Here is an 18,643-nt window from a genome sequence, read left to right as displayed (position 1 = left end):
GACGTAGATTCGGCACGATCGCTCTTCAGGAAGTCGGACCCGGATCCGGAGCCCCCGATCATGTCTGCCGCCGTTCGTCCCATCCGTCGCCTCGCGCCGCGCGCGCTCGCCGCGGGCGTCGTCATCCTGCTCGCCGCCTGCGCCTCGGTGACCCCCATAAGCGAGCTGCTCGACAACCCGTCGCATTACGACGGTAAGACCGTGCGCGTTCAGGGCGAGGTGGAGCAGGCGGCCGGCGGCCTCGGCGTCGGTGCATACCGGGTGAAGGACAATACCGGGACGCTCACGGTCGTGAGCGACAAGGGTGATCCGCCGCGCACCGGGGCCAAGATCAACGTGAAGGGGGTTTTCCAGGCGCTCATCACGCTGGGCTCGCGGGGCATCGCGGTCCTGAAGGAGCAGAGCCGCTCGGTGCCCTGAGCGCGTCACGGCGTGCCGCCTCTCTCAACGACGGAGCGAGTGATGGAAAAGCGCGTGTTCGATCAGGTGTGGGACCAGACCCGCCAGAAATACGGCATCTACCTCCGCCTGCTCGAGGCCATGCCGGAGGCGTGCTACTTCAGCTTCCCCATCCCCGCCATGCGGACGCCCGCCGAGCTGATGGTGCATGTCTCGGCCACCATCATCCGCGACATCGCGCAGGGCGTGGCGAAGGGGAACATCACGGCGGACGAAGCGTCCGAGGGAAGGATTGCCAAAGAGCTGGGAAAGAAGGCGGCGTTGATCGCGTTCGCGCGGGAATGCTGGGAACTGGCCGACGCCGCGGTGGCCCGAATCGGCCCCGCCGAGCTCAGCGCGACGGTCCCGACCCCGTGGGGCAAGTCATTTCCCGGCTGGGTGGCGTTCAACATCCAGGGCGACGAGTTCCTCCATCATCGGGGGCAGCTCTACGCCTATGCACGGGCGTGCGGAGTCGCGCCGCCGTCGATCTACAGCTTCGCGGAGAACGCGCCGGAGTTCCGTCCGTCGCACTGAATGGGAGTCCAGCCATGTCCGAGGCACCCGGCGGGACGCCGGCATACCCGTACGTCACCCACCTCGACGTGAGGTTCGGTGCGCTGGAGCGGATTGACGTGGGCGCGCTGGCCGCGGCCTGCACCGATCACTGGTACAACCAGACGCTCTGCCAGGTGAACGGATCCGTCGTGCGGATGGGCATCGTGCAGGGCGAGTATCACTGGCACAAGCACGAGAACGATGACGAATTCTTCTTTGTGCTCCAGGGGCACTTCCTGATCGATCTGGCGCCGCAGCCGCAATCACGCCGCTGCCCCGGTGCGTGATTTCCGGAGAGCGTTCGCCACGTCGCGCGGCGTGGCCCCGAGTGCGTAGAGAGCGCGCAGCAGCAGATCGACGGACACCGAGGGATCGGCGGCTTCCATCTTGGCCACCCGCGACTGGCTCGACCTCAAGCGCTTGGCCAGATTCGACTGACTGAGGTGCTGGGCCGTCCGCCGGGCGCGGAGAGTCCGGCTCAGCGCCAGTTTGGTCTCGACGAAGGCCACCTCCTCTGGCGAGAGCTTGAGAAAATCGGCGGTGGATCCGACGCGCCAGCCGTCGGCTTCGAGCTTGGTCTGCTTTGCCTTGTTCATCGGTCCTCCTCAACGCTACGTGTGGCCTCATCATAAAATCGGAGTCGTCGCCGGCAGACCTGAATCACGACGTCGGGTGTGGCCCGGGTCTTCTTGCTGAAGACGTCCACGATCACGACCGCGTCTGGATCGAGCCGACAGATAATTCGCCAAGACGAGTCACGATCACGAATTCGCAACTCATGACACGCGGGGCCAATACCGGGCATCGGACGCGAGTGAGGGAGACCCAGCCTGGCGCCGCCTTGCAGGCGCCGTAACAAGATGCCAGCTTCGAGCCGAGCCTCCTTGGAGAACGGCGGCGTCTTCACCTCTCCATGCAGCCATACGAGCGGCTTGTCGGCCGGCGGCATTTCGGAATGGTATGTCAGAAGTGACATGGGCGCAAGTCGCTGGCGCCGGCGGCGTACCGGCCGTTTCAACCTCATGGGTTGACCGTCGCATGCCACGCTGCCACGTGCGCCTTGCCGGTGTAATCATCGGCGCGGTCGCCGCCGAGCCCGGCGCGCTGCGGCAGCGGAAAATCACGCTGCGACTCGAGCCCGCGCCGGCCTTTGCACACCTGACCAGGCTGTTCGACGAGTACCGGCAGGCGAGTCTGCGCGCCCGCGACACCGCCTCAGCTAAACGATTACGAGACGACTCCCGATGGCTGACCCCTTCGCCTTCCTGCTCCTTCTCACCGGCATTGTCGCCGGACTGCTGCTCATTCCGTTCAGCCTGCCCGGCCTCTGGGTGATGCTGCTTGCGCTTTTGGGCTATGGATGGCTCACGGAGTTCCGCACGCTCGGCGTGGGGCTTCTCACCCTCGTCTTTGCCCTCGCGCTCATCGGTGAAATCGTCGAAGCGTGGCTCGGCTTCCGCTTCGCGCGACGGTACGGCGGATCGAAGCGCGCCGGGTGGGGCGCGCTCGTCGGCGGGCTCATCGGTGCCATCGTCGGCGTGCCGGTGCCGCTCGTGGGCTCCGTGATCGGCGGCTTCTTCGGCGCCTTCATCGGCGCGGCGCTGTTCGAGTACACGCGCGAGCGCCACGCGGGCACCGCCGCCGGCGCCGGATGGGGCGCCGTGCTCGGCCGCGCCACCGCCGCCGCGGCAAAGATGGCGCTCGGCATGGTCATCGCCGTGCTCGCCCTGTTCGTGGGCCTCCGCGGCTGACCCGTGCGACGACACCCGCAACCGGACTCGCCATGACCTGCTGCCACCGCTGCGCCGTGTCAAAGCAGTTCGACGCCCGCACCGCGCGGCGCGACCTCCGGCGATTCGAGCGCCGGGGCCCCGACGCATCGACCCGGGTGCTTCTGGCCGCCGTCCAATCGCGCCCGCTTCCGCCCGACCCGACGCTGCTCGACATCGGCGGCGGCATCGGTGCGATCCAGCACGTCCTGCTCGAGCGCGGTTTTGCGAGTGCCACGCAGGTCGACGCCTCGGAGGCTTATCTCGCCGCGTCCGCCGAGGAAGCGCAGCACCTCGGCCATGCCGACCGCGTCACCTTTCAGCTCGCCGAGTTCCCGGCCGAAGCGACTGAGGTGCCGCCGGCCGATGCCGTCACCCTCGACCGCGTCGTCTGCTGCGACCCCGACTACGCCCGCCTGCTCGGCGCCGCGGCCGGTCGTGCCCGCCATCTGGTCGCGTTCAGCTACCCTCGACCGAGCTGGCTCAGCCGTATATTCGTGGCCGCCATCAACGCGTCGCGGCGGCTTCGCGGGCGCGCGTTCAGGGCGTACCTGCATCCGCCGGCGCGTATGCGTACCGTTCTGGGTGAGGCCGGCCTCAGGCAGGCATGGGCCGGCGGGACCTGGATCTGGGCCGTGGAGCTGTTCGAGCGATGAGAATCGTATCCCTGCTGCCGAGCGCCACCGAGATGATCTGCGCGCTGGGGCTCGAAGACCAGCTGGTGGGTGTCACCCATGAGTGCGATTTTCCCGCGTCGGTGCGCCGGCTGCCGAAGGTCACGCGCACGCTGATTCCGACCGACGCGACGAGCGGGGAAATCGATCGGCTGGTGCGCGAGCGGCTGAGCGCGGACCGCGCGCTCTATTCCCTCGACCTGGCCGTGCTCGAGCGCCTCCGCCCCGATCTCATCGTGACCCAGGCGCTCTGCGACGTCTGCGCGGTGGCGGAGGACGAGGTGCGCGCCGCCGCGTGCGCGCTGCCGGGTGCGCCGCGGGTGATCAACCTGGAGCCCGAGTCGCTCGGGCAGGTGTTCGATGCCATTCGCGAGGTCGCGCGTGCGGCGGGCATCGAGCGGGGGGCAGGCGAAGTCGTCGCGGGGCTCACCGCGCGCGTCGAGGCGGTAGCCGCGCGCTCGGCCGCGCTCGTGGAGCGGCCGCGCGTCGCGCTGCTCGAGTGGCTCGACCCGCCGTTTTCCTGCGGACACTGGAGCCCGGAGCTGGTGCGGCTCGCGGGCGGTGTCGAGGGGCTCGGCCGCGAGGGCGAACCGTCGCGCACGCTCCGCTGGGACGAGGTGACGGCGTGGGCGCCGGAGGTCGTATTCATTGCCTGCTGCGGGTTCAGCGTCGAGCGCACGCTGGAGGACGTGCCGGCGTTGTGGTCGGCGCCGGGCTGGCCGGAGCTGCCGGCGGCGCGCTCGGGACGGGTGTACGTGACGAACGGCTCCGACTACTTCAGCCGCCCCGGTCCGCGGCTGGTGGACGGCCTCGAGATCCTGGCGCACGCGCTGCACCCCGAGGTGCATCCGCTGCCCGCCGGGCTGCCGGCGCCCGTCCGGGTGAATCGGCCGGCCGCGCAGACGGCGAGCCCCGTGTGAGCGGAGCCGGCGTGTCCATGCGCCGCGTGCTGCTCTCCTGGAGCTCGGGCAAGGACAGCGCGTGGACGCTGCACGTCCTCCGCCGGCAGCCCGATGTGGAGCTCGCCGGCCTGCTCACCACGTTCAACGAGTCCGCCGACCGGGTGGCGATGCACGCCGTCCGCCGCACGCTGGTGGAGGCGCAGGCGGCGGCCGCGGGGCTGCCGCTCTGGTCGGTGCCGCTGCCGTACCCGTGCTCCAACGCGGAGTACGAGGAGCGCATGCGCGCGGTGATCGGGCGGGCGCGCGACGCAGGCGTGACGCACGTGGCGTTCGGCGACCTCTTTCTCGAGGACATCCGCGCGTATCGCGTCCGCATGCTCGCCGGGACCGGGATCGAACCGCTCTTCCCGCTCTGGTGCTCCGCCGCCGACACGCCGGAGCTCGCCCGCAAGATGCTGGGGGGCGGCCTCCGCGCGGTGCTCACCTGCGTGGATCCGAAGCAACTCCCCGACGCGTTCGCGGGGCGCGAATACGACGCGGCGCTCCTGTCGGAGCTGCCCGCCGCCGTGGACCCATGCGGCGAGCGGGGCGAGTTCCACACCTTCTGCTTCGCCGGTCCGATGTTCCACCGAGCGCTTCCGGTACGCGTGGGGGAGACGGTTTCCCGTGACGGGTTCAGTTTCACCGATGTCGTTCCGGGCCCGTGAGCGGAGGAGCGGCGAGGCAGGCGGGTGCGGGATGGAGAGGATCACCAGCGGCCGCGCGTGGTGCGCGCTCTGCGGCGAGGTCATCCGGCCCGTCGACGACGCGTTCGTCACGCCGGACTTTCTGGCCGACGAGTCGGATCCGTTCTGGCGCTTCTCCGACGCGGCGATGCACCGCGCCTGCTTCCGGGTGTGGGACCAGCGCAAGGCGTTCGTCGCGCGATACAACCGGCTGGCCCGGCGCTGGCGCGCCGCGGGCGGCTCGTGGCCCCGGATGACGAGCGAGGGGGAAATCGTGCGGGAGAGGAGATGATGCGCATCCACGTGCGGCACGCCGGTGCGGCCGCCTTTCTCGTAGCCGGCTCCGCGGCCTGCTCTCGCGCGCCGGCGCCGCCGCCGCCGCCGCAAGTAGCGACCCGGGCCGCTCCGCCGGGCGGTACCTGGCACACCGAGCCGCCGATGCGCTACGCGCGGGCGGCGCATGCGGTCGTGAGCACGGGCGAGGCGATCTACGCGCTCGCGGGCACCGGGGCGGGCGGGGCGCCCGTGCTGGCGATCGAGCGGTTCGACGGCCGCACCTGGTCCGTCGAGTCGACGCTCCCGGGGCCGGGCCTCAACGCGCCGGCGGCGGCCGTCCTCGGCCGGCGCATCTACGTGATCGGCGGGTTCAACACCACGACGAACGTGCCCTCCGATCGCGTGTACGTCTATGACACGCAGGGCCGAACCTGGAGCGAGGCCGCGCCGCTGCCGGCACCACGCGGCGGCCACGCGGCAGTCGCATGGGACGGCAGGATTCACGTGATCGGCGGGGGCAATTCGCGCTCGACCATCGCCGACCACGACGTCTACGACCCGGCGCAGGATCGCTGGACGGCGCTCGCGCCGCTGCCGCGCGCTGAGGGAAGTCCCGCGGCAGCCGTGTCGGAGGGAAAGCTCTACGCCATCGGGGGCCGGAGCGGTCCGGGAGACTTCGGCGCGGTGGACATATACGATCCCGCGGCGGACCGGTGGTCCGCCGGGCCCGAGATCGAGCCGCGCGGCACGGCAGGCGCGGTGGTGTACTGCGGCGCCATGTATCTGTTCGGCGGCGAATCGCAGGCTCGCGCCACCACCCTCGCGGACGTCCTGCGGCTCGGACCGGGCGAAAGCGCGTGGCAGCGGCTGCCCGACATGCCGACGGCGCGCGACTTCGCGCGCGCGGTGGTCTTTCGCGACGCCGTGTACGTCGTCGGCGGGAGCCCGACGCCCGGGCGCAGCCACGCGTCGGAGGGGAGCGCGGTGGTCGAGCGATTCCAATGCGTGTGAACGCGCTGGTGCGGCGGATCACGGCCCGCGCGCGGCCCCCGGCCGGAAATTGGAGCTCCACAGTCGCGACCCGGAGGCACCCATGGCGACCAGGAGTTCATCCAGCCGAAAGTCGAGCGGCCGCAAGTACGGCCCCAAGGCGCAGAAGAGCGTCGAGCGCGCAATGCGCAAGCGGAAGCACGGCACGCTGCGCCGCGGCAAGTCGGGACACGGCGGCAAGGTGAAGAGCCGCAGGCAGGCGATCGCGATCGGACTCTCCGAAGCGCGCAAGGAGGGCGACAAGGTGCCGCCCGCGCCCAAGGGGAGCGCATCGCGGCGGCGCTCGCGGTCAAGCAGCAAGAAGTAGTGGCTCGGCCATGGCGGATGCCGTTACGCCGGCGCTCACGCCGGAGCAGTGGGACGCGCGCGATTACCGGCAGCAGGCGCGGGTGGTCGACGCATGGGCACGCGGTCGGGCGGACGGCGCCCGCCAGGACGACACCACCGAGTACGTAGCGAAGCTCGGCATCAGCGACACGGAGTGCGTGATCGTGATGAGTCGCGCGCACGACCGCGTCCTGGTGCCGCCGCCCGCGCGGCCGGTGCTCGCCGCTTTTGCCCTCGCGGCGCAGCCGTTCGGGTTCACCCAGGCGGATGTGACCGCGGTGCGCCGCGCGGCAGAGCTCGGATCCGATGGCGAGCTTTCCGCCGCGCTCCGGGGCCTGAGCGAGCGCCTGGCCGCGCTGGTACCTCCGGCGCGCGGGTAAGCATTCGAGGTATCTCCGCATGGCGACCGTGAGCGTCCGCTACATCGTTGACGACGTCGACGCGGCCATCGCGTTCTATACCCGTCATCTGAATTTCGCCGTCGATATGCATCCCGCGCCCGCCTTCGCGATGCTCTCCCGCGGCGACCTGCGCCTCCTGCTCAGCGCGCCCATAGGCGCCGGCGGGGGCGCGCAGGCCATGCCGGACGGACGCAAGCCGGAGCCCGGCGGCTGGAACCGCATCCAACTCGAGGTGGACGATCTCGCGGCCGCCGTGGCCGAGCTGCGCCGGAATGGCGCCCGGTTCCGGAACGACATCGTCACCGGGATCGGCGGGAAACAGATCCTGCTGGAGGACCCGGCGGGCAATCCCATCGAGCTGTTCGAACCGGGACGGCGGTAGCCGCGCTCGAGGCGGCTTGCGACGCGCCTTCCTCTTCTATATTGGACTTCCGCCCAACGAGAGCAGCTCAACCGTGTCAAAAGGTTACTGGATCACCGCATACCGCGCCGTACACGATCTCACCGCGCTCACCGAATACGCCAAGCTTGCCGGCCCCGCGATCGAGGCCGGCGGCGGCCGCTTCCTGGTGCGGAACAACGCCGCCCGCGCATTCGAGGAGGGCGTGAACGAGCGGACGGTCGTGATCGAGTTCGAGAGCGTCGAGCGCGCGGTCGCCACGTACGAGAGCCCCGCCTACCAGCGCGCGCTCGTCACGCTCTACGGCGCCGTCGAGCGCGACGTGCGCATCGTGGAAGGCGTGCCCTGACCACCTGGGTCGCGCTGCTCCGCGGCGTCAACGTGGGCGGCAAGAAGCCGGTCGCCATGGCCGATCTGCGCGCGCTCGCGGCCGATCTCGGGTGCAGCGACGTCCGCTCGCTGCTCCAGAGCGGCAACCTCGTCTTCCGCGGCAACGGCGCCGCCGCCCGGCTCGAACGCCGGCTCGAGCAGGAAGCCGAGGCGCGGCTCGGCCTCAGCACGACCTTCTTCCTGCGCAGCGCGCCCGAGTGGCGAGACATCATTGCCGGCAATCCCCTCCGGGCCGAGGCCGAGCGCGACCCCGGCCACCTCATCGTCATGTGCCTGCGCGACGCACCGGACGCGGCGCGCGTGAAGGCGCTGCAAGGCGCCATCGTCGGCCGGGAAGTCGTTCGTGCCGGCGGCCGGCACCTCTACGTCACCTACCCCGACGGCGCCGGACGGTCGCGCCTCACCACCGCGCTCATCGACCGGACGCTCGGCACCATCTGCACGGGGCGCAACTGGAATACGGTACGGAAGCTCGCGGCATGCGCGGGCGAGGTCGAGCCTCAACACGGGGCGGTTTGACCCGAAGCGCCGCCGAGCACAGCTTTCCGTACCATCCGCAGCATCGCACCGACGCGTTTCACGCTGGAGAGGTCCCATGCCTTCCCCCACCCAATCCGCCACCAAAGTTCGCGCTGCCCTCCTGGTCCGCCTCGAAGCCAAACCCGGCAAGGAGAACGACGTCGCGAAGTTTCTCGAGGGCGGCTTGCCCATCGTCGAGCAGGAGCCGGCCACCATCACCTGGTACGCCCTCAAGCTCGGGCCCTCGACCTTCGGCATTTTCGACACCTTCCCCGACGACAGCGGACGCAAGGCGCACCTCGCCGGCCGAGTCGCCGCCGCGCTGATGGCGCAGGCGCCCGACCTCCTGGCGAAGGCGCCGAGCATCGAGCAGGTGGACATTCTCGCGGCGAAGCTGCCGGTGTGATCGCCATAGCGAACGGGGTGCCCGCCACACCGGCCGAGCCCGGCGCGGTACGGATCGCGCTCGTCGGCGACTACAGCAGATCGGTCGCGGCGCACCACGCGATCCCGAGGGCCATTGCACTCGCGGCGGCGGACCTCGGCTGCCCGGTTGCGGCCGACTGGGTGCACACCCGCGCGCTCGCCGAGGCTCTCGGCGACCGGCACCTGCCGGCGGCGCGGCATCCGCTCGCCGCATATGACGCCGTCTGGCTCGTGCCCGGAAGCCCCTACGCGGACACCGGCGCCGCGCTCAACGCCGCCCGCTACGCCCGCGAGTACCGCAAGCCCTTCCTTGGCACCTGCGGCGGCTTCCAGCACGCCATCGTGGAATACGCCGAGCTGGAGTGGAGCGTGCGCGACGCGGCGCACGCCGAGCTGGATCCGTACGGCCCCGACCCGGTGATCGGACCGCTCGAGTGTGCGCTACTCGACAAGGTCGAAACGATCCACCTCACGCCCGATTCGCGGATCGGCCGGCTCTATCGCGCCGGCATGATCGAAGAGCCCTACCACTGCCGGTACGGCCTGAATCCGATGTACGCCAAGCGCTTCAGAGCGCAGGGGCTGCATTGCGCGGGATACGACGACGAGGGCGACGTGCGTGTGGTCGAGCTGCCCGCGTCGGTGCACCCGTTCTACGTCGCGACGCTCTTTCAGCCCGAGCGCGCGGCACTCGACGGCGTCCTGCCGCCGCTCGTGCGCGGGTTCGTCGCCGCCGCAGCACTGGCCCATCTCAAGGCCGCGCGAGTTACGCTGCCCAAGCCGCGGCTCGAGCGCCGGGAGGCGCCGGCGCGCATCGCCGGCATCGCGGTCCGGACGTCGAACGCCGCGGAGATGAATCCGAAGCAGGCGCGGATTCCCGAGCTCTGGCGCCGGTTTGCCGCCGAAGACTGGACCATGCGGCTCGAGCGCATGGCCGCGCGCGGGCCGGTGCTCGCGGTGTACACCGACTACCGCACCGACGCGTCCGGGCCATACCGGCTGCTCATCGGGCGGGAGGTGACGCCGCGCCGCCGGTTGAGCAGCAAGCTCGAAGACGCGGAGCTCAGGGCGGGCACGCACCTCGTCTTTCCGTGCAGGGGGCCGCGGCCGGGCGCGGTCGTTTCCGGGTGGCGGTGGATCTGGAATTTCTTCTCGCCGCCGGACGGCTCGCGGCCCGAGGGCCCGCACCGCGTCTACACGTCCGACTTCGAGCTGTACTCGGCCGATGGCCGGGTGGAAATCTGGGTCGCGGTGGAGGGGTCATAGGCGCGCCTGCGGCCCCCGGCGCACCCGCCGTCCGCTGCGCCTGGGCGCGCACGCCGCTCGACGTGGCGTACCACGACGCCGAGTGGGGCGTCCCGGTGCACGATGACGGCGTGCTGTTCGAGTTCATTCTGCTGGAAGGCGCGCAGGCTGGCCTCAGCTGGTCCACCATTCTCAGGAAGCGGGAGAACTACCGCCGCGCGTTCGCCGGGTTCGATCCGGCCCGCGTGGCGCGGTTCACGCCGGCGCGGATCGAGCGGCTCGTGCTCGATGCGGGGATCGTGCGCCACCGGCAGAAGATCGGGAGCGCGGTCGGCAATGCCCGCGCCTTTCTCGAGGTGCAGCGGGAATTCGGTTCGTTCGACCGCTATCTCTGGCCATTCGTGGGCGGAGCGCCGCGGGTGAACGCGCGCCGCCGGTCCGGGGACGTGCCCGCGCGCACGCCCGAGTCCGATGCGCTGAGCGCCGACCTCCGCCGCCGCGGATTCCGCTTCGTGGGCTCGACCATCTGCTACGCGTTCATGCAGGCCGTGGGCATGGTGAACGACCATACGGTGGACTGCTTCCGCCGCGCCGAGCTCACTCGGTAACCCCTTCATGAACGATGGCGCGTTCATCCGCCCGACGCGCGCCGAGATCGCCGCCGCCGCAGGCCGCACGATTGATGATCTACTCGCGCCCGATCTCGCCATCCTCTTCTGCGGCATCAACCCCGGACTCTATTCCGGTGCCACCGGGCATCATTTCGCGCGGCCGGGCAATCGCTTCTGGCCCGCGCTGCACGCGGCGGGATTCACGCCGCGCGTGCTGCATCCCTCGGAGGAGAAGCAGTTGCTCGAGCTGGGGTACGGAATCACCAATCTCGTTTCGCGCGCCACGGCGACGGCGGCCGAGCTCGGCGACGACGAGCTCAAGGCCGGGGGCCGCGTGCTCGCGCGCAAGGTGCGCGCCCGCCGACCGCGCTGGGTAGCGGTGCTCGGCATCGGCGCGTACCGCTCCGCGTTCGGCCGGCCGCGCGCCGTGATCGGCCCGCAGGAGGAACGCCTGGGCGCCGCCGGCCTCTGGGTGCTGCCCAGCCCGAGTGGCCTCAACGCGAATCACCAGTTGCCGGAGCTGGCGCGGGAGTTTGAGAAGCTGAGAGAGGCGGCGGGGTAGGCGGACGGGCGGTCAGGCGGACGGGCGGTCAGGCGGGCTGACGACCAGGCGATGTTGCTCCCTACGCACGCCGGGTCCGTTACTGTCCGCCCGTCCGTCCGTCCGCCTGTCCGCCTGTCACAAACCTCGCCACCACCTCCAGCACCTCGTCCGGCCTGTCGAGCCAGCTCAGATGTCCCGCGCCGGTGATCACTTCGAGCTGCGCACCGCGCCCCATCGCCCACTCCTCGGCCGAGGCGCGCGGCTGGAAGTCGCCGTCGGCGTGGAGCACGAGGCGGGGGACGTCGAGCGCCGCCACGTCGGCGCGCCAGTCCCAGTCGCCCAGCTCCTGCCAGATGCGGCCGAGCTGCGCGTTCAGTCGAAGCGGGTGCTCGTTGGGCCAGCGGCAGGGGTGCGCGCGCATGCGGTCGAGCGCATCGGGGCGGGTGGCGTAGGCGGGAATCATCGCGCGATGCCACGTGCGGCAGAAACGCTCGGGATCGCGCAGCGCCGCGCCCGAGCGCACGCTCGCCTGGACCGCGGTCATTGCGGTGGCGTTCACCCGCGACGCCACCGCCTGCGCGCCCTGGCCGAACCAGGGAACACGGCGCAGAGGAATGGGGCAGAGCTGCACCAGTCGGGCAATGCGCGCGGGGTATGCGCGGGCGTAGCGGGCGACCATGCCGCCATAGTACGACCAGCCGACGAGCACCATGCGCTCGAGACCGAACGCCGCGCGGACGGTCTCGAGGTCGGCCACGTCGGCGTCGAATCCCACGCGCTCGCTCACGCCGACGGGATCCGATCCGCCGCGCCCGCGCGGGTCGTAGGCGATGAGCCGGCGCCCTTCGGCAAGCGGCGCCAGGTCGGGCATGGTCCAGGAGGCGAGCGGGATGACGACGGCAGCGGCCGCATCGTCCGGGCGATCGCCGGCGGCGCCGTCACCGTGCGGGCCGGCGATGCTCTCGACCCTGAGCGTGAGCCCTTCGGGCGTCGTCACCGACGTCGCCGTCGTGCCGCTCTTGAACAAGATCACCCGCACATCGTAGGGCGCGGCGCGGCACGAGGCAATCCCCCGCGGGCCGGGGCGCGGCGGGGCGGGTGGCACCGCGCCGCCGCCGCCGGTAACTTTGCCGCGGCGTCGCGAGCGTTCATTCACGGGAGGTGTGGAGTGCAGCGAGGTGTGCGTTGAAGATCGCCGTCTGCCTCAAGCGCGTGCCCGACACGGTGGCCAAGATCGTGCCCGGCGCCGATCGCAAATCGATTGACGAAACCGGTCTCAAGTTCGTGCTCAATCCCTACGACGAGTTCGCGGTGGAGGAAGCGCTCGCGTTGAAGGACAAGGCGGGCGGCGGTGAGACCGTGGCCTGCGCGGTCGGGTCCGATGCGAGCGGGGAGACGCTCCGCACGGCGCTCGCCATGGGCATCGATCGCGCCGTGCTGCTCAAGGCGGAGGGCGACGGGCGCGCGGTCGCGCTGCCGGACGGCCTCGCCGTCGCGCACGCGCTCGCGGCAGAGCTCAAGGACGGCAACTACGATCTGATCCTGCTCGGCAAGCTCGCCGTGGACGACTACAACCAGCAAGTGGGCCCGATGCTGGGCGAGCTGCTGGAACTGCCGTGCATCACCGCGGTGGCGGCGCTCGAGGTGAAGGACGGCGGCGTTCTCGCGGAGCGCGAGATCGAGGGCGGCATCGAAGTCTCCACCTGCCGGCTGCCGGCGGTCATCACCTGCGACAAGGGCCTCAACAATCCGCGGCTCCCGTCGCTCAAGGGCATCATGGCGGCAAAGAAGAAACCGATGGAGACGAAGCCGGTGACACTTGGGCCCGGCACGCTCGAGGTGCTGGCGCTCGAGGCGCCGCCCGAGCGCAAGGCGGGGCGCATCGTGGGCGAGGGCGCCGGCGCCGTGCCCGAGCTGGTGCGGCTGCTCCGCACCGAAGCGAAGGTGCTCTGAGATGCCGGCCGACATTCTGGCGGTGACCGAGACGCGCGACGGCGTGCTGCGGCAGGTCTCGCGCGAGGTGGTGGGCGCGGCGCGTCAGCTCTCGGCCGCGATGGGCGGAGGCACGGTGACCGCGCTCGTGTTCGGGAGCGCGCCGGTGGAGGGCGCGGCGTCGCTCGGCGCGAGCGGAGCGGACCGCGTGCTGATGGCGACGCACGCGGGGTTCGGAGAGTACAACCCCGACGGTTTCGCGGCGACGGTGGCGAGCGTCGCGCGCGACTACGCCGCGGTGCTTTTCGCGGCGACCGCGACGGGCAAGGACCTGGCGCCGCGCGTGGCGGCCAGGCTCGGCGTCGGTTGCGCGACGGACGTGGTGGCGCTCGGCGCGGAGGGCGGCGCCGTCGTCGCGACGCGGCCGGTGTACGCGGGCAAGGTGCTGGAGCGGGTGAAGCTCACCGGTGTGCCGGCGGTGGCGTCGGTGAGGACGAATACGTTCGAGGCGAGCGCGCCCTCGACCGCCCGACCGCCCGACCGCCCGACCGCCGTCGAGGCGTTACAAGTCCCCGAGTTCACGCAACGGGTGACGGTGACCGGCGTGAAGGCGCCGGAGAAGGCGGCGCTCGACGTGGCGGAGGCGCCGATCGTGGTATCGGGCGGGCGTGGGCTCAAGGAGCCGGCCAATTTCGCGCTGCTCGAGGCGCTGGCCGAGGCGCTCGGCAATACGGCGGTGGGGGCGAGCCGTGCGGTGGTGGACGCGGGGTGGCGCGAGCACGGGGCGCAGGTGGGGCAGACTGGGAAGACGGTGAGCCCGGGGCTCTACATCGCGGTCGGTATTTCGGGGGCGATCCAGCATCTGGCCGGCATGCGCACGGCAAAGACGATCGTGGCGATCAACCGGGACAAGGACGCGCCGATCTTCAAGGTGGCGGACTACGGGATCGTGGGGGATCTGTTCGAGGTGGTGCCGCGGTTGACGGAGGAGGTGAAGAAGGTGCGAGCGCAGGGGTGAAGGTCGCGAGCCTGGAAGCGATCGTGCGGGCGCTCAATGGGGCGGGGGTGCCGTATATCGTCGTCGGGGGAATCGCGGTAATCGCGCACGGATACGGGCGCTTCACATGGGATATCGATCTCGTGATCAAGCTCCAGCCGGAGGCCATCCGCGCTGCGTTCGACGCGCTCGGGTCGCTGGGCTTCAGGCCGAGGGTACCCGTTACTGCCGAGGGTTTTGGCGATCCTGCACAGCGCGCGCGGTGGATTGCAGAGAAGGGAATGACCGTGCTTAACTTCCAAAGCGATGCACATCGCGAGACGCCGGTTGATGTCTTCGTGACCGATCCGTTCGACTTCGATGAGGAATTCCGACGCGCTACAGTCCAGGAGATCCGGCCGGGTGCGAGCGCACACATCGTCCGATTGGAGACCCTGCTGCGCCTCAAGCGCGAGGCCGGCCGACCGCAGGATCTAGCGGACGTAGCGGAGCTGGAATTGCTGCACGGAGCCAGTGGCAATGCCGACAGAGCCTGACTGGTCGCTTGTGACTTGGGAAGGCAGCCGGCGGCGCCAGCATCAGGATTTCTTTGCACTACCATTCCAAAGGAAGCTTGAGATCGTCGAGGAGATGAGTGAGGTGGCGGAGCTCTTCGCGAACATGCGACGAGCGAGGGGGCTTCCCGTAAGTTGGCCCGCGCGCGAAGACGGCGCACGAGGGATGTCAGGACCGTAGTGCGTCTGTGGTGCCCCAACGGTGCTTCGGTGACCGAGGATCGTATTGCTGCGCGCCGGCTGACTGGCTATCGGGGCTTCTGTTCTATCTCGAAGTATGCGAGTGGCCCATGCAACCGAGGGGGTGTCGTATCTGACTTCCTTATTTGCTATTGGCTTTACACGCCCAAGTCGCCTTGACAAGTTCACGGCGATTCGTACCTTATGCCTTGTGCCAATTCTTCCCGCTCAGCTTGCGGCGGCGAACGATGCTGGAGGTGCTACCCGATCATTAGTTCGTCTGTGGAGTGCTCGCCTCCGTGCGCAGTCTACATCAAACCGGCGGCCCCATTGAAGGTTTGCCATTGGTTGCACACGGCATGCGTGCGCCAAGAATCCGCCGGCATCGGTGTGACACCGTCAACGCTGGGCGGTGTCACACGGGCACGACAAAGTTAGAGGTGCCAAGGTCCGCCCCCCAGGCGGCCGTTTGTCCGCAGATTCGACCTGCTCGCGCTCGAAGTAACTCCTGCACGGAGCAGCATCGCGATGACGAATGTCGATTTTCGTGCCGCGTTCAGGGGACTCACGGGGAACGACCCGTTTCTCTGGCAAACTCGATTGTTTGAGGAATTGCTCCGGGGACCCATGCCGCAAGCATGTGGCATTCCGACTGGCCTCGGCAAGACATCCGTAATCGCTGTCTGGTTGGTTGCTCTTGCCTTGCAACAGCAGGGCGAGCCGCATCAAGACGCGCTTCCGCGCCGGCTAGTCTATGTAGTTGACCGCCGCACCGTCGTGGATCAGGCAACCGAAATGGCGGAGCAGCTGCGCTCCAGGCTTTCGGCAGGACTCACTCCGGCGGTCAGAGATGTCATCGACGGGCTGAGGCGAATTGCGGGTGACGCAAGTCTGCCACTCGCGATCAGCACGCTGCGCGGTGAGTTCGCCGATAACCGGCAGTGGCAGCAGGATCCCGCCAAGGCCGCAATCATCGTCGGTACGGTTGATCTGATCGGCAGCCGACTGCTGTTCTCCGGCTATGGCGTGTCGCGGAAGATGCGTCCATTTCACGCCGGGCTCATCGGGCACGATGCCTTGATCGTCCATGACGAAGCACATCTCTCGCCGGCATTCGGCAAGATCACCAGAGCCATTCAAGCCTTCCAGCAAGGGACGTTACGACCTCTCAAAGTAATGGAACTCTCGGCGACGCAGCGCCAGCTGGGAAGAGTCTTCAGCCTGAGCAGCGCCGAGCAGAAGGAGCCGGAGGTAGAGCGGCGGCTTGAGGCGCGGAAGGTCCTGACGTTTCACCCGCTGCCGGACGGCGCCGACCCTGCGGCTGAACTGGTCAGGCACGCCCTCAGGCACGAGCCTTCGCGGAGCCGGGTCATCGTTTACGTTCGCACGCCCAGCCTCGCCAAGAAGGTCGCCGGCGCGTTGCCCAAAGGGCGCACCGTGCTCTTAACGGGCACGATTCGAGGCTTTGAGCGAGATCTCATGACCGCGCCGGGGCCACACCTCCACGACGCACCCGACGAGCAGGTGAGGCGTCGCGCGATATTCGGCGGGTTCCGCGCGGACCCCAATCGGAGGCCGCCTGATGCGACGGAATATCTCGTCGCGACATCGGCCGGTGAGGTGGGCGTCGATCTTGACGGTGACCATATGGTCTCGGATTTCACTACCCTCGACTCCATGATCCAGCGCCTTGGCCGAGTAAACCGGCTGGGCCGAGGCGTTGCCATGGTCGACGTCGTGATCCTGCCGCGCACCAAGGAGAAGGCCGCTGGTGAATCGGACGATGATGAAGGAAGACGAATCGCCGCAACCACGATGGCCCTCGAGTCGCTGGACCTGATCGACGGTGGGCGCAATGCCGCCCCTCAAGCGCTCGGGAGGATGTTGAACTCCCTTGGGGCCGACGGGGCGAAGGCGTGCTTTTCTGCGGAGCCGCGCATGGTGGAGCTTACCGACATTCTGCTCGACGGTTGGTCAATGACCCAGATCGACGACGTCCCGGGTCGGCCGCCGGTCGAACGGTGGCTGCATGGGGTCACCGCCGAGCCGCCATCGCTTTACATCGCTTGGCGACAGGAAGTCGCCGAGATGGTGGAGGCGGACGAGCTCGAGTCGGGGCTAAAGACGCTCTTTGCCAAGCATCCGATTCTGGCCCGCGAGAGACTGCGCGCTCCACTCCGCGACGATCTGGTCACTGAGCTGACACGCATCGCCAAGCGCCTGCACGAGTCCAAGGTCTTGCTCCTTCCCGCCCTAGGCGATCCGGAGGCAGCCACGCTCACGAGCCTGCTCAAGAGCGGGAGCCAGCATCGCCTGCGCGAGGCGACCATCGTACTGCCGCCGGCGGCTGGTGGTCTCGACCCTCAGGGTATGCTCGACGGCAGCGACAGAGGCTTGGTCCGCGATGTTGCCGATACGCATCTCGCAGAATCACAGAAAGAGAGCGGGGCCAACGCACTCCATGAGCTCGACCGAACTCGGATTCTCCTGATGCAGGATCCGGGCACCGGAGGATGGTCGGTTCGCCAACTTGGCGTCGATGGCGGGACTCCGCTCGCAGTTGCCGATGGCATTCGACTCACGTTGGCTCAGGCAGCCGCGTGGTTGCGGCAACGTTTGGAGAGCGTTGCCGAGACGGGGCGCGTCGTGCTTCGCCGGGATGAGGAATCGGGGCAACCGACGCGCCTGTTGCTCCTGCTCTCAGCGCAGCAGGGCCTCGAGGCCGTGGAAGAAAACCCCGGTGCTGCCGCCAGCAGCCAGTTTCTCGATGATCATCTGGCGCAGGTTCACGAGGCAGCGAGTCGGATCGCAGAGCGGGTCGGACTCAACGGTTCTGCTCACACGGTGAATCTCGCCGCGGCTGTACGGAGCGCTGCCACCTGGCACGACCGTGGGAAAAACCGTGACGCTTGGCAGGCGGATATCGGCCATCCGCGGACGGCCAGTGACGGATGGAAGCCTTGGGCCAAGAGCGGCCAGCGTGGTTTCGTTTCCCATTTGTCGGGCCGGTATCGCCACGAGTTCGGCTCATTGCGCGAGGCCGCCGCGGATCCATTAATCAATGAGCACCCGGAGCGTGACCTGATCCTGCACCTCATTGCGGCCCACCATGGCTGGGCGCGCCCGCATTTTGAAGAGGCTCAGTGGGACCTGGCCGAAGATGTTCGCTTCGGAGAAAACGAGGCTCTGTCGGCCTCCGTGATGCGACGGTATGCGCGGCTGCAGCGGCGCTTCGGCCACTGGGGGCTGGCGTGGTTGGAGGCGCTCTTGCGCGCCGCCGACTACCAGGCGAGCAGGGGCATTGAGCCGGCCGAGGAGGCAGCTTCGTGACCGAGCATCCCGAGCCCGACATCCGCCTCGATGTCAATCTCCGCAACCCGGGTCAGTTCTTCGCTTGTTGTGGCGCCCTAGAGCTGGCGAGCCGTCTGTGGCCCGGAACGCCTGAGAACGGCTGGACGTCGCCCGAGGGCTGGTTTGCGGGCTCCGGCCCGCAGAAAACGTTTGAAATCGCTACGCACAGCGGTACGGAGCAGCCGCTCACCGTGATCCTGGCCCGGCTCGCAGACGAGGAACCGATCGTCGAGCTGGCGGAAGATCACGAGGCTTACGCCGGCGGTGATCGTAAGCCGGTTGTGCTGCGCGCGCCTTTCCGCCTTCGACTCGACTGGTGGCTGGATTCATATCGCGGCGCCGACAAGTCGGAATTGAAGGTCTGGGCGGGACAG

At 69.2% G+C, this 18,643-nt stretch carries 26 protein-coding genes; 23 read left to right on the top strand and 3 right to left on the bottom strand.

The genetic code is table 11. The annotated features are described in order from the left end of the window. Positions 1–60 precede the first annotated feature (60 nt). From VFW66_13405 to VFW66_13395, 3 genes are read left to right on the top strand one after another with little or no spacing between them, the layout of a single operon-like run. The gene (locus VFW66_13405; GenBank protein HEX5387694.1) at positions 61–420 is read left to right on the top strand and encodes a hypothetical protein; all 360 of its coding nucleotides are present in this window, start codon (positions 61–63) and stop codon (positions 418–420) included. Between the two features lie 42 nt (positions 421–462). Then, positions 463–975, top strand: coding sequence for a DinB family protein (locus tag VFW66_13400; protein ID HEX5387693.1), 513 nt, complete (start codon positions 463–465; stop codon positions 973–975). Positions 976–989: 14 nt separating this feature from the next. Beyond that, positions 990–1,283: a hypothetical protein gene (locus VFW66_13395; GenBank protein HEX5387692.1), complete on the top strand. Its 294-nt coding sequence runs from the start codon at positions 990–992 to the stop codon at positions 1,281–1,283. Here the strand turns inward: VFW66_13395 and VFW66_13390 are convergent. Both VFW66_13390 and VFW66_13385 read right to left on the bottom strand, forming a co-directional pair. Then, positions 1,260–1,592: a helix-turn-helix domain-containing protein gene (locus tag VFW66_13390; GenBank protein HEX5387691.1), complete on the bottom strand. Its 333-nt coding sequence runs from the start codon at positions 1,590–1,592 to the stop codon at positions 1,260–1,262. The two genes, VFW66_13395 and VFW66_13390, sit on opposite strands and share 24 nt — an antisense overlap. Next, positions 1,589–1,945, bottom strand: coding sequence for a type II toxin-antitoxin system RelE/ParE family toxin (locus VFW66_13385; protein ID HEX5387690.1), 357 nt, complete (start codon positions 1,943–1,945; stop codon positions 1,589–1,591). Before VFW66_13385 ends, VFW66_13390 begins: the two co-directional genes overlap by 4 nt. A 295-nt stretch (positions 1,946–2,240) precedes the next feature. Here VFW66_13385 and VFW66_13380 point away from each other — a divergent pair, with 295 nt between their 5' ends. The 15 genes from VFW66_13380 (at position 2,241) to mug (ending at position 11,273) form a co-directional block, all read left to right on the top strand. Then, positions 2,241–2,747 (top strand): DUF456 domain-containing protein, encoded by a 507-nt coding sequence (locus VFW66_13380; protein ID HEX5387689.1) that lies wholly within the window; start codon positions 2,241–2,243, stop codon positions 2,745–2,747. Positions 2,748–2,779: 32 nt separating this feature from the next. Beyond that, positions 2,780–3,421, top strand: coding sequence for a methyltransferase domain-containing protein (locus tag VFW66_13375; protein ID HEX5387688.1), 642 nt, complete (start codon positions 2,780–2,782; stop codon positions 3,419–3,421). Further along, positions 3,418–4,359, top strand: a complete 942-nt coding sequence (locus VFW66_13370) for a cobalamin-binding protein (protein ID HEX5387687.1) — start codon at positions 3,418–3,420, stop codon at positions 4,357–4,359. The genes VFW66_13375 and VFW66_13370 overlap by 4 nt, the downstream gene beginning before the upstream one ends. Before the next feature lie 17 nt (positions 4,360–4,376). Next, the gene (locus VFW66_13365; GenBank protein HEX5387686.1) at positions 4,377–5,048 is read left to right on the top strand and encodes a hypothetical protein; all 672 of its coding nucleotides are present in this window, start codon (positions 4,377–4,379) and stop codon (positions 5,046–5,048) included. A 31-nt stretch (positions 5,049–5,079) separates the two neighbouring features. Beyond that, positions 5,080–5,358, top strand: coding sequence for a hypothetical protein (locus tag VFW66_13360; GenBank protein HEX5387685.1), 279 nt, complete (start codon positions 5,080–5,082; stop codon positions 5,356–5,358). After that, a complete protein-coding gene (locus VFW66_13355; GenBank protein ID HEX5387684.1) occupies positions 5,355–6,353 on the top strand; it encodes a kelch repeat-containing protein in 999 nt (332 codons plus the stop codon). Before VFW66_13360 ends, VFW66_13355 begins: the two co-directional genes overlap by 4 nt. Positions 6,354–6,435: 82 nt before the next feature. Beyond that, positions 6,436–6,699: a DUF6496 domain-containing protein gene (locus VFW66_13350; protein ID HEX5387683.1), complete on the top strand. Its 264-nt coding sequence runs from the start codon at positions 6,436–6,438 to the stop codon at positions 6,697–6,699. 10 nt (positions 6,700–6,709) lie between these two features. Continuing rightward, complete coding sequence (locus VFW66_13345) at positions 6,710–7,099, top strand: hypothetical protein (GenBank protein HEX5387682.1); 390 nt, start codon at positions 6,710–6,712, stop codon at positions 7,097–7,099. Between the two features lie 19 nt (positions 7,100–7,118). Then, the gene (locus VFW66_13340) at positions 7,119–7,502 is read left to right on the top strand and encodes a VOC family protein (protein HEX5387681.1); all 384 of its coding nucleotides are present in this window, start codon (positions 7,119–7,121) and stop codon (positions 7,500–7,502) included. Positions 7,503–7,575: 73 nt separating this feature from the next. Further along, positions 7,576–7,869, top strand: coding sequence for a DUF1330 domain-containing protein (locus tag VFW66_13335; GenBank protein ID HEX5387680.1), 294 nt, complete (start codon positions 7,576–7,578; stop codon positions 7,867–7,869). Continuing rightward, a complete protein-coding gene (locus tag VFW66_13330) occupies positions 7,866–8,429 on the top strand; it encodes a DUF1697 domain-containing protein (protein HEX5387679.1) in 564 nt (187 codons plus the stop codon). Before VFW66_13335 ends, VFW66_13330 begins: the two co-directional genes overlap by 4 nt. Before the next feature lie 76 nt (positions 8,430–8,505). Continuing rightward, positions 8,506–8,835: an antibiotic biosynthesis monooxygenase gene (locus VFW66_13325; protein HEX5387678.1), complete on the top strand. Its 330-nt coding sequence runs from the start codon at positions 8,506–8,508 to the stop codon at positions 8,833–8,835. Continuing rightward, the gene (locus VFW66_13320) at positions 8,832–10,121 is read left to right on the top strand and encodes an effector binding domain-containing protein (protein HEX5387677.1); all 1,290 of its coding nucleotides are present in this window, start codon (positions 8,832–8,834) and stop codon (positions 10,119–10,121) included. Before VFW66_13325 ends, VFW66_13320 begins: the two co-directional genes overlap by 4 nt. Next, complete coding sequence (locus tag VFW66_13315) at positions 10,097–10,708, top strand: DNA-3-methyladenine glycosylase I (protein ID HEX5387676.1); 612 nt, start codon at positions 10,097–10,099, stop codon at positions 10,706–10,708. The genes VFW66_13320 and VFW66_13315 overlap by 25 nt, the downstream gene beginning before the upstream one ends. 7 nt (positions 10,709–10,715) lie before the next feature. Continuing rightward, positions 10,716–11,273 carry a G/U mismatch-specific DNA glycosylase gene (gene mug, locus VFW66_13310; GenBank protein ID HEX5387675.1) on the top strand — a complete coding sequence of 186 codons (558 nt, stop codon included), beginning with the start codon at positions 10,716–10,718 and terminating at the stop codon, positions 11,271–11,273. Between the two features lie 79 nt (positions 11,274–11,352). On the opposite strand, the gene VFW66_13305 is transcribed toward mug, so the two are convergent. Then, on the bottom strand, positions 11,353–12,288 hold the full coding sequence (locus VFW66_13305) for an alpha/beta hydrolase (GenBank protein HEX5387674.1): 936 nt from the start codon (positions 12,286–12,288) through the stop codon (positions 11,353–11,355). Between the two features lie 152 nt (positions 12,289–12,440). Here VFW66_13305 and VFW66_13300 point away from each other — a divergent pair, with 152 nt between their 5' ends. The 5 genes from VFW66_13300 to VFW66_13280 form a co-directional block, all read left to right on the top strand. Further along, positions 12,441–13,208, top strand: coding sequence for an electron transfer flavoprotein subunit beta/FixA family protein (locus VFW66_13300; protein HEX5387673.1), 768 nt, complete (start codon positions 12,441–12,443; stop codon positions 13,206–13,208). A gap of 1 nt (position 13,209) precedes the next feature. After that, positions 13,210–14,205 carry an electron transfer flavoprotein subunit alpha/FixB family protein gene (locus tag VFW66_13295; GenBank protein ID HEX5387672.1) on the top strand — a complete coding sequence of 332 codons (996 nt, stop codon included), beginning with the start codon at positions 13,210–13,212 and terminating at the stop codon, positions 14,203–14,205. Continuing rightward, on the top strand, positions 14,202–14,720 hold the full coding sequence (locus VFW66_13290; GenBank protein ID HEX5387671.1) for a hypothetical protein: 519 nt from the start codon (positions 14,202–14,204) through the stop codon (positions 14,718–14,720). Before VFW66_13295 ends, VFW66_13290 begins: the two co-directional genes overlap by 4 nt. A 726-nt stretch (positions 14,721–15,446) precedes the next feature. Continuing rightward, the gene (gene cas3u / locus VFW66_13285) at positions 15,447–18,248 is read left to right on the top strand and encodes a type I-U CRISPR-associated helicase/endonuclease Cas3 (GenBank protein HEX5387670.1); all 2,802 of its coding nucleotides are present in this window, start codon (positions 15,447–15,449) and stop codon (positions 18,246–18,248) included. After that, the coding region (locus VFW66_13280; GenBank protein ID HEX5387669.1) for a hypothetical protein at positions 18,245–18,643 on the top strand (399 nt) is incomplete at its 3' end. The genes cas3u and VFW66_13280, both read left to right, overlap by 4 nt.

Source organism: Gemmatimonadales bacterium (genome assembly GCA_036279355.1).
In the GTDB taxonomy this organism is placed as follows: domain Bacteria; phylum Gemmatimonadota; class Gemmatimonadetes; order Gemmatimonadales; family GWC2-71-9; genus DASQPE01.
The sequence above is the reverse complement of the archived record's forward strand: the minus strand, read 5'-3'. Positions and strand labels throughout refer to the sequence as shown.

Coding starts and splice junctions, on each gene's coding strand:
- VFW66_13355 (HEX5387684.1), top strand. CDS start 5,355: ATGATGCGCATCCACGTGCGGCACGCCGGTGCGGCCGCCTTTCTCGTA.
- mug (HEX5387675.1), top strand. CDS start 10,716: ATGAACGATGGCGCGTTCATCCGCCCGACGCGCGCCGAGATCGCCGCC.
- VFW66_13325 (HEX5387678.1), top strand. CDS start 8,506: ATGCCTTCCCCCACCCAATCCGCCACCAAAGTTCGCGCTGCCCTCCTG.
- VFW66_13400 (HEX5387693.1), top strand. CDS start 463: ATGGAAAAGCGCGTGTTCGATCAGGTGTGGGACCAGACCCGCCAGAAA.
- VFW66_13385 (HEX5387690.1), bottom strand. CDS start 1,945: ATGCCGCCGGCCGACAAGCCGCTCGTATGGCTGCATGGAGAGGTGAAG.
- VFW66_13375 (HEX5387688.1), top strand. CDS start 2,780: ATGACCTGCTGCCACCGCTGCGCCGTGTCAAAGCAGTTCGACGCCCGC.
- VFW66_13350 (HEX5387683.1), top strand. CDS start 6,436: ATGGCGACCAGGAGTTCATCCAGCCGAAAGTCGAGCGGCCGCAAGTAC.
- VFW66_13390 (HEX5387691.1), bottom strand. CDS start 1,592: ATGAACAAGGCAAAGCAGACCAAGCTCGAAGCCGACGGCTGGCGCGTC.
- VFW66_13365 (HEX5387686.1), top strand. CDS start 4,377: ATGCGCCGCGTGCTGCTCTCCTGGAGCTCGGGCAAGGACAGCGCGTGG.
- VFW66_13295 (HEX5387672.1), top strand. CDS start 13,210: ATGCCGGCCGACATTCTGGCGGTGACCGAGACGCGCGACGGCGTGCTG.
- cas3u (HEX5387670.1), top strand. CDS start 15,447: ATGACGAATGTCGATTTTCGTGCCGCGTTCAGGGGACTCACGGGGAAC.
- VFW66_13345 (HEX5387682.1), top strand. CDS start 6,710: ATGGCGGATGCCGTTACGCCGGCGCTCACGCCGGAGCAGTGGGACGCG.
- VFW66_13395 (HEX5387692.1), top strand. CDS start 990: ATGTCCGAGGCACCCGGCGGGACGCCGGCATACCCGTACGTCACCCAC.
- VFW66_13380 (HEX5387689.1), top strand. CDS start 2,241: ATGGCTGACCCCTTCGCCTTCCTGCTCCTTCTCACCGGCATTGTCGCC.
- VFW66_13360 (HEX5387685.1), top strand. CDS start 5,080: ATGGAGAGGATCACCAGCGGCCGCGCGTGGTGCGCGCTCTGCGGCGAG.
- VFW66_13405 (HEX5387694.1), top strand. CDS start 61: ATGTCTGCCGCCGTTCGTCCCATCCGTCGCCTCGCGCCGCGCGCGCTC.
- VFW66_13370 (HEX5387687.1), top strand. CDS start 3,418: ATGAGAATCGTATCCCTGCTGCCGAGCGCCACCGAGATGATCTGCGCG.
- VFW66_13340 (HEX5387681.1), top strand. CDS start 7,119: ATGGCGACCGTGAGCGTCCGCTACATCGTTGACGACGTCGACGCGGCC.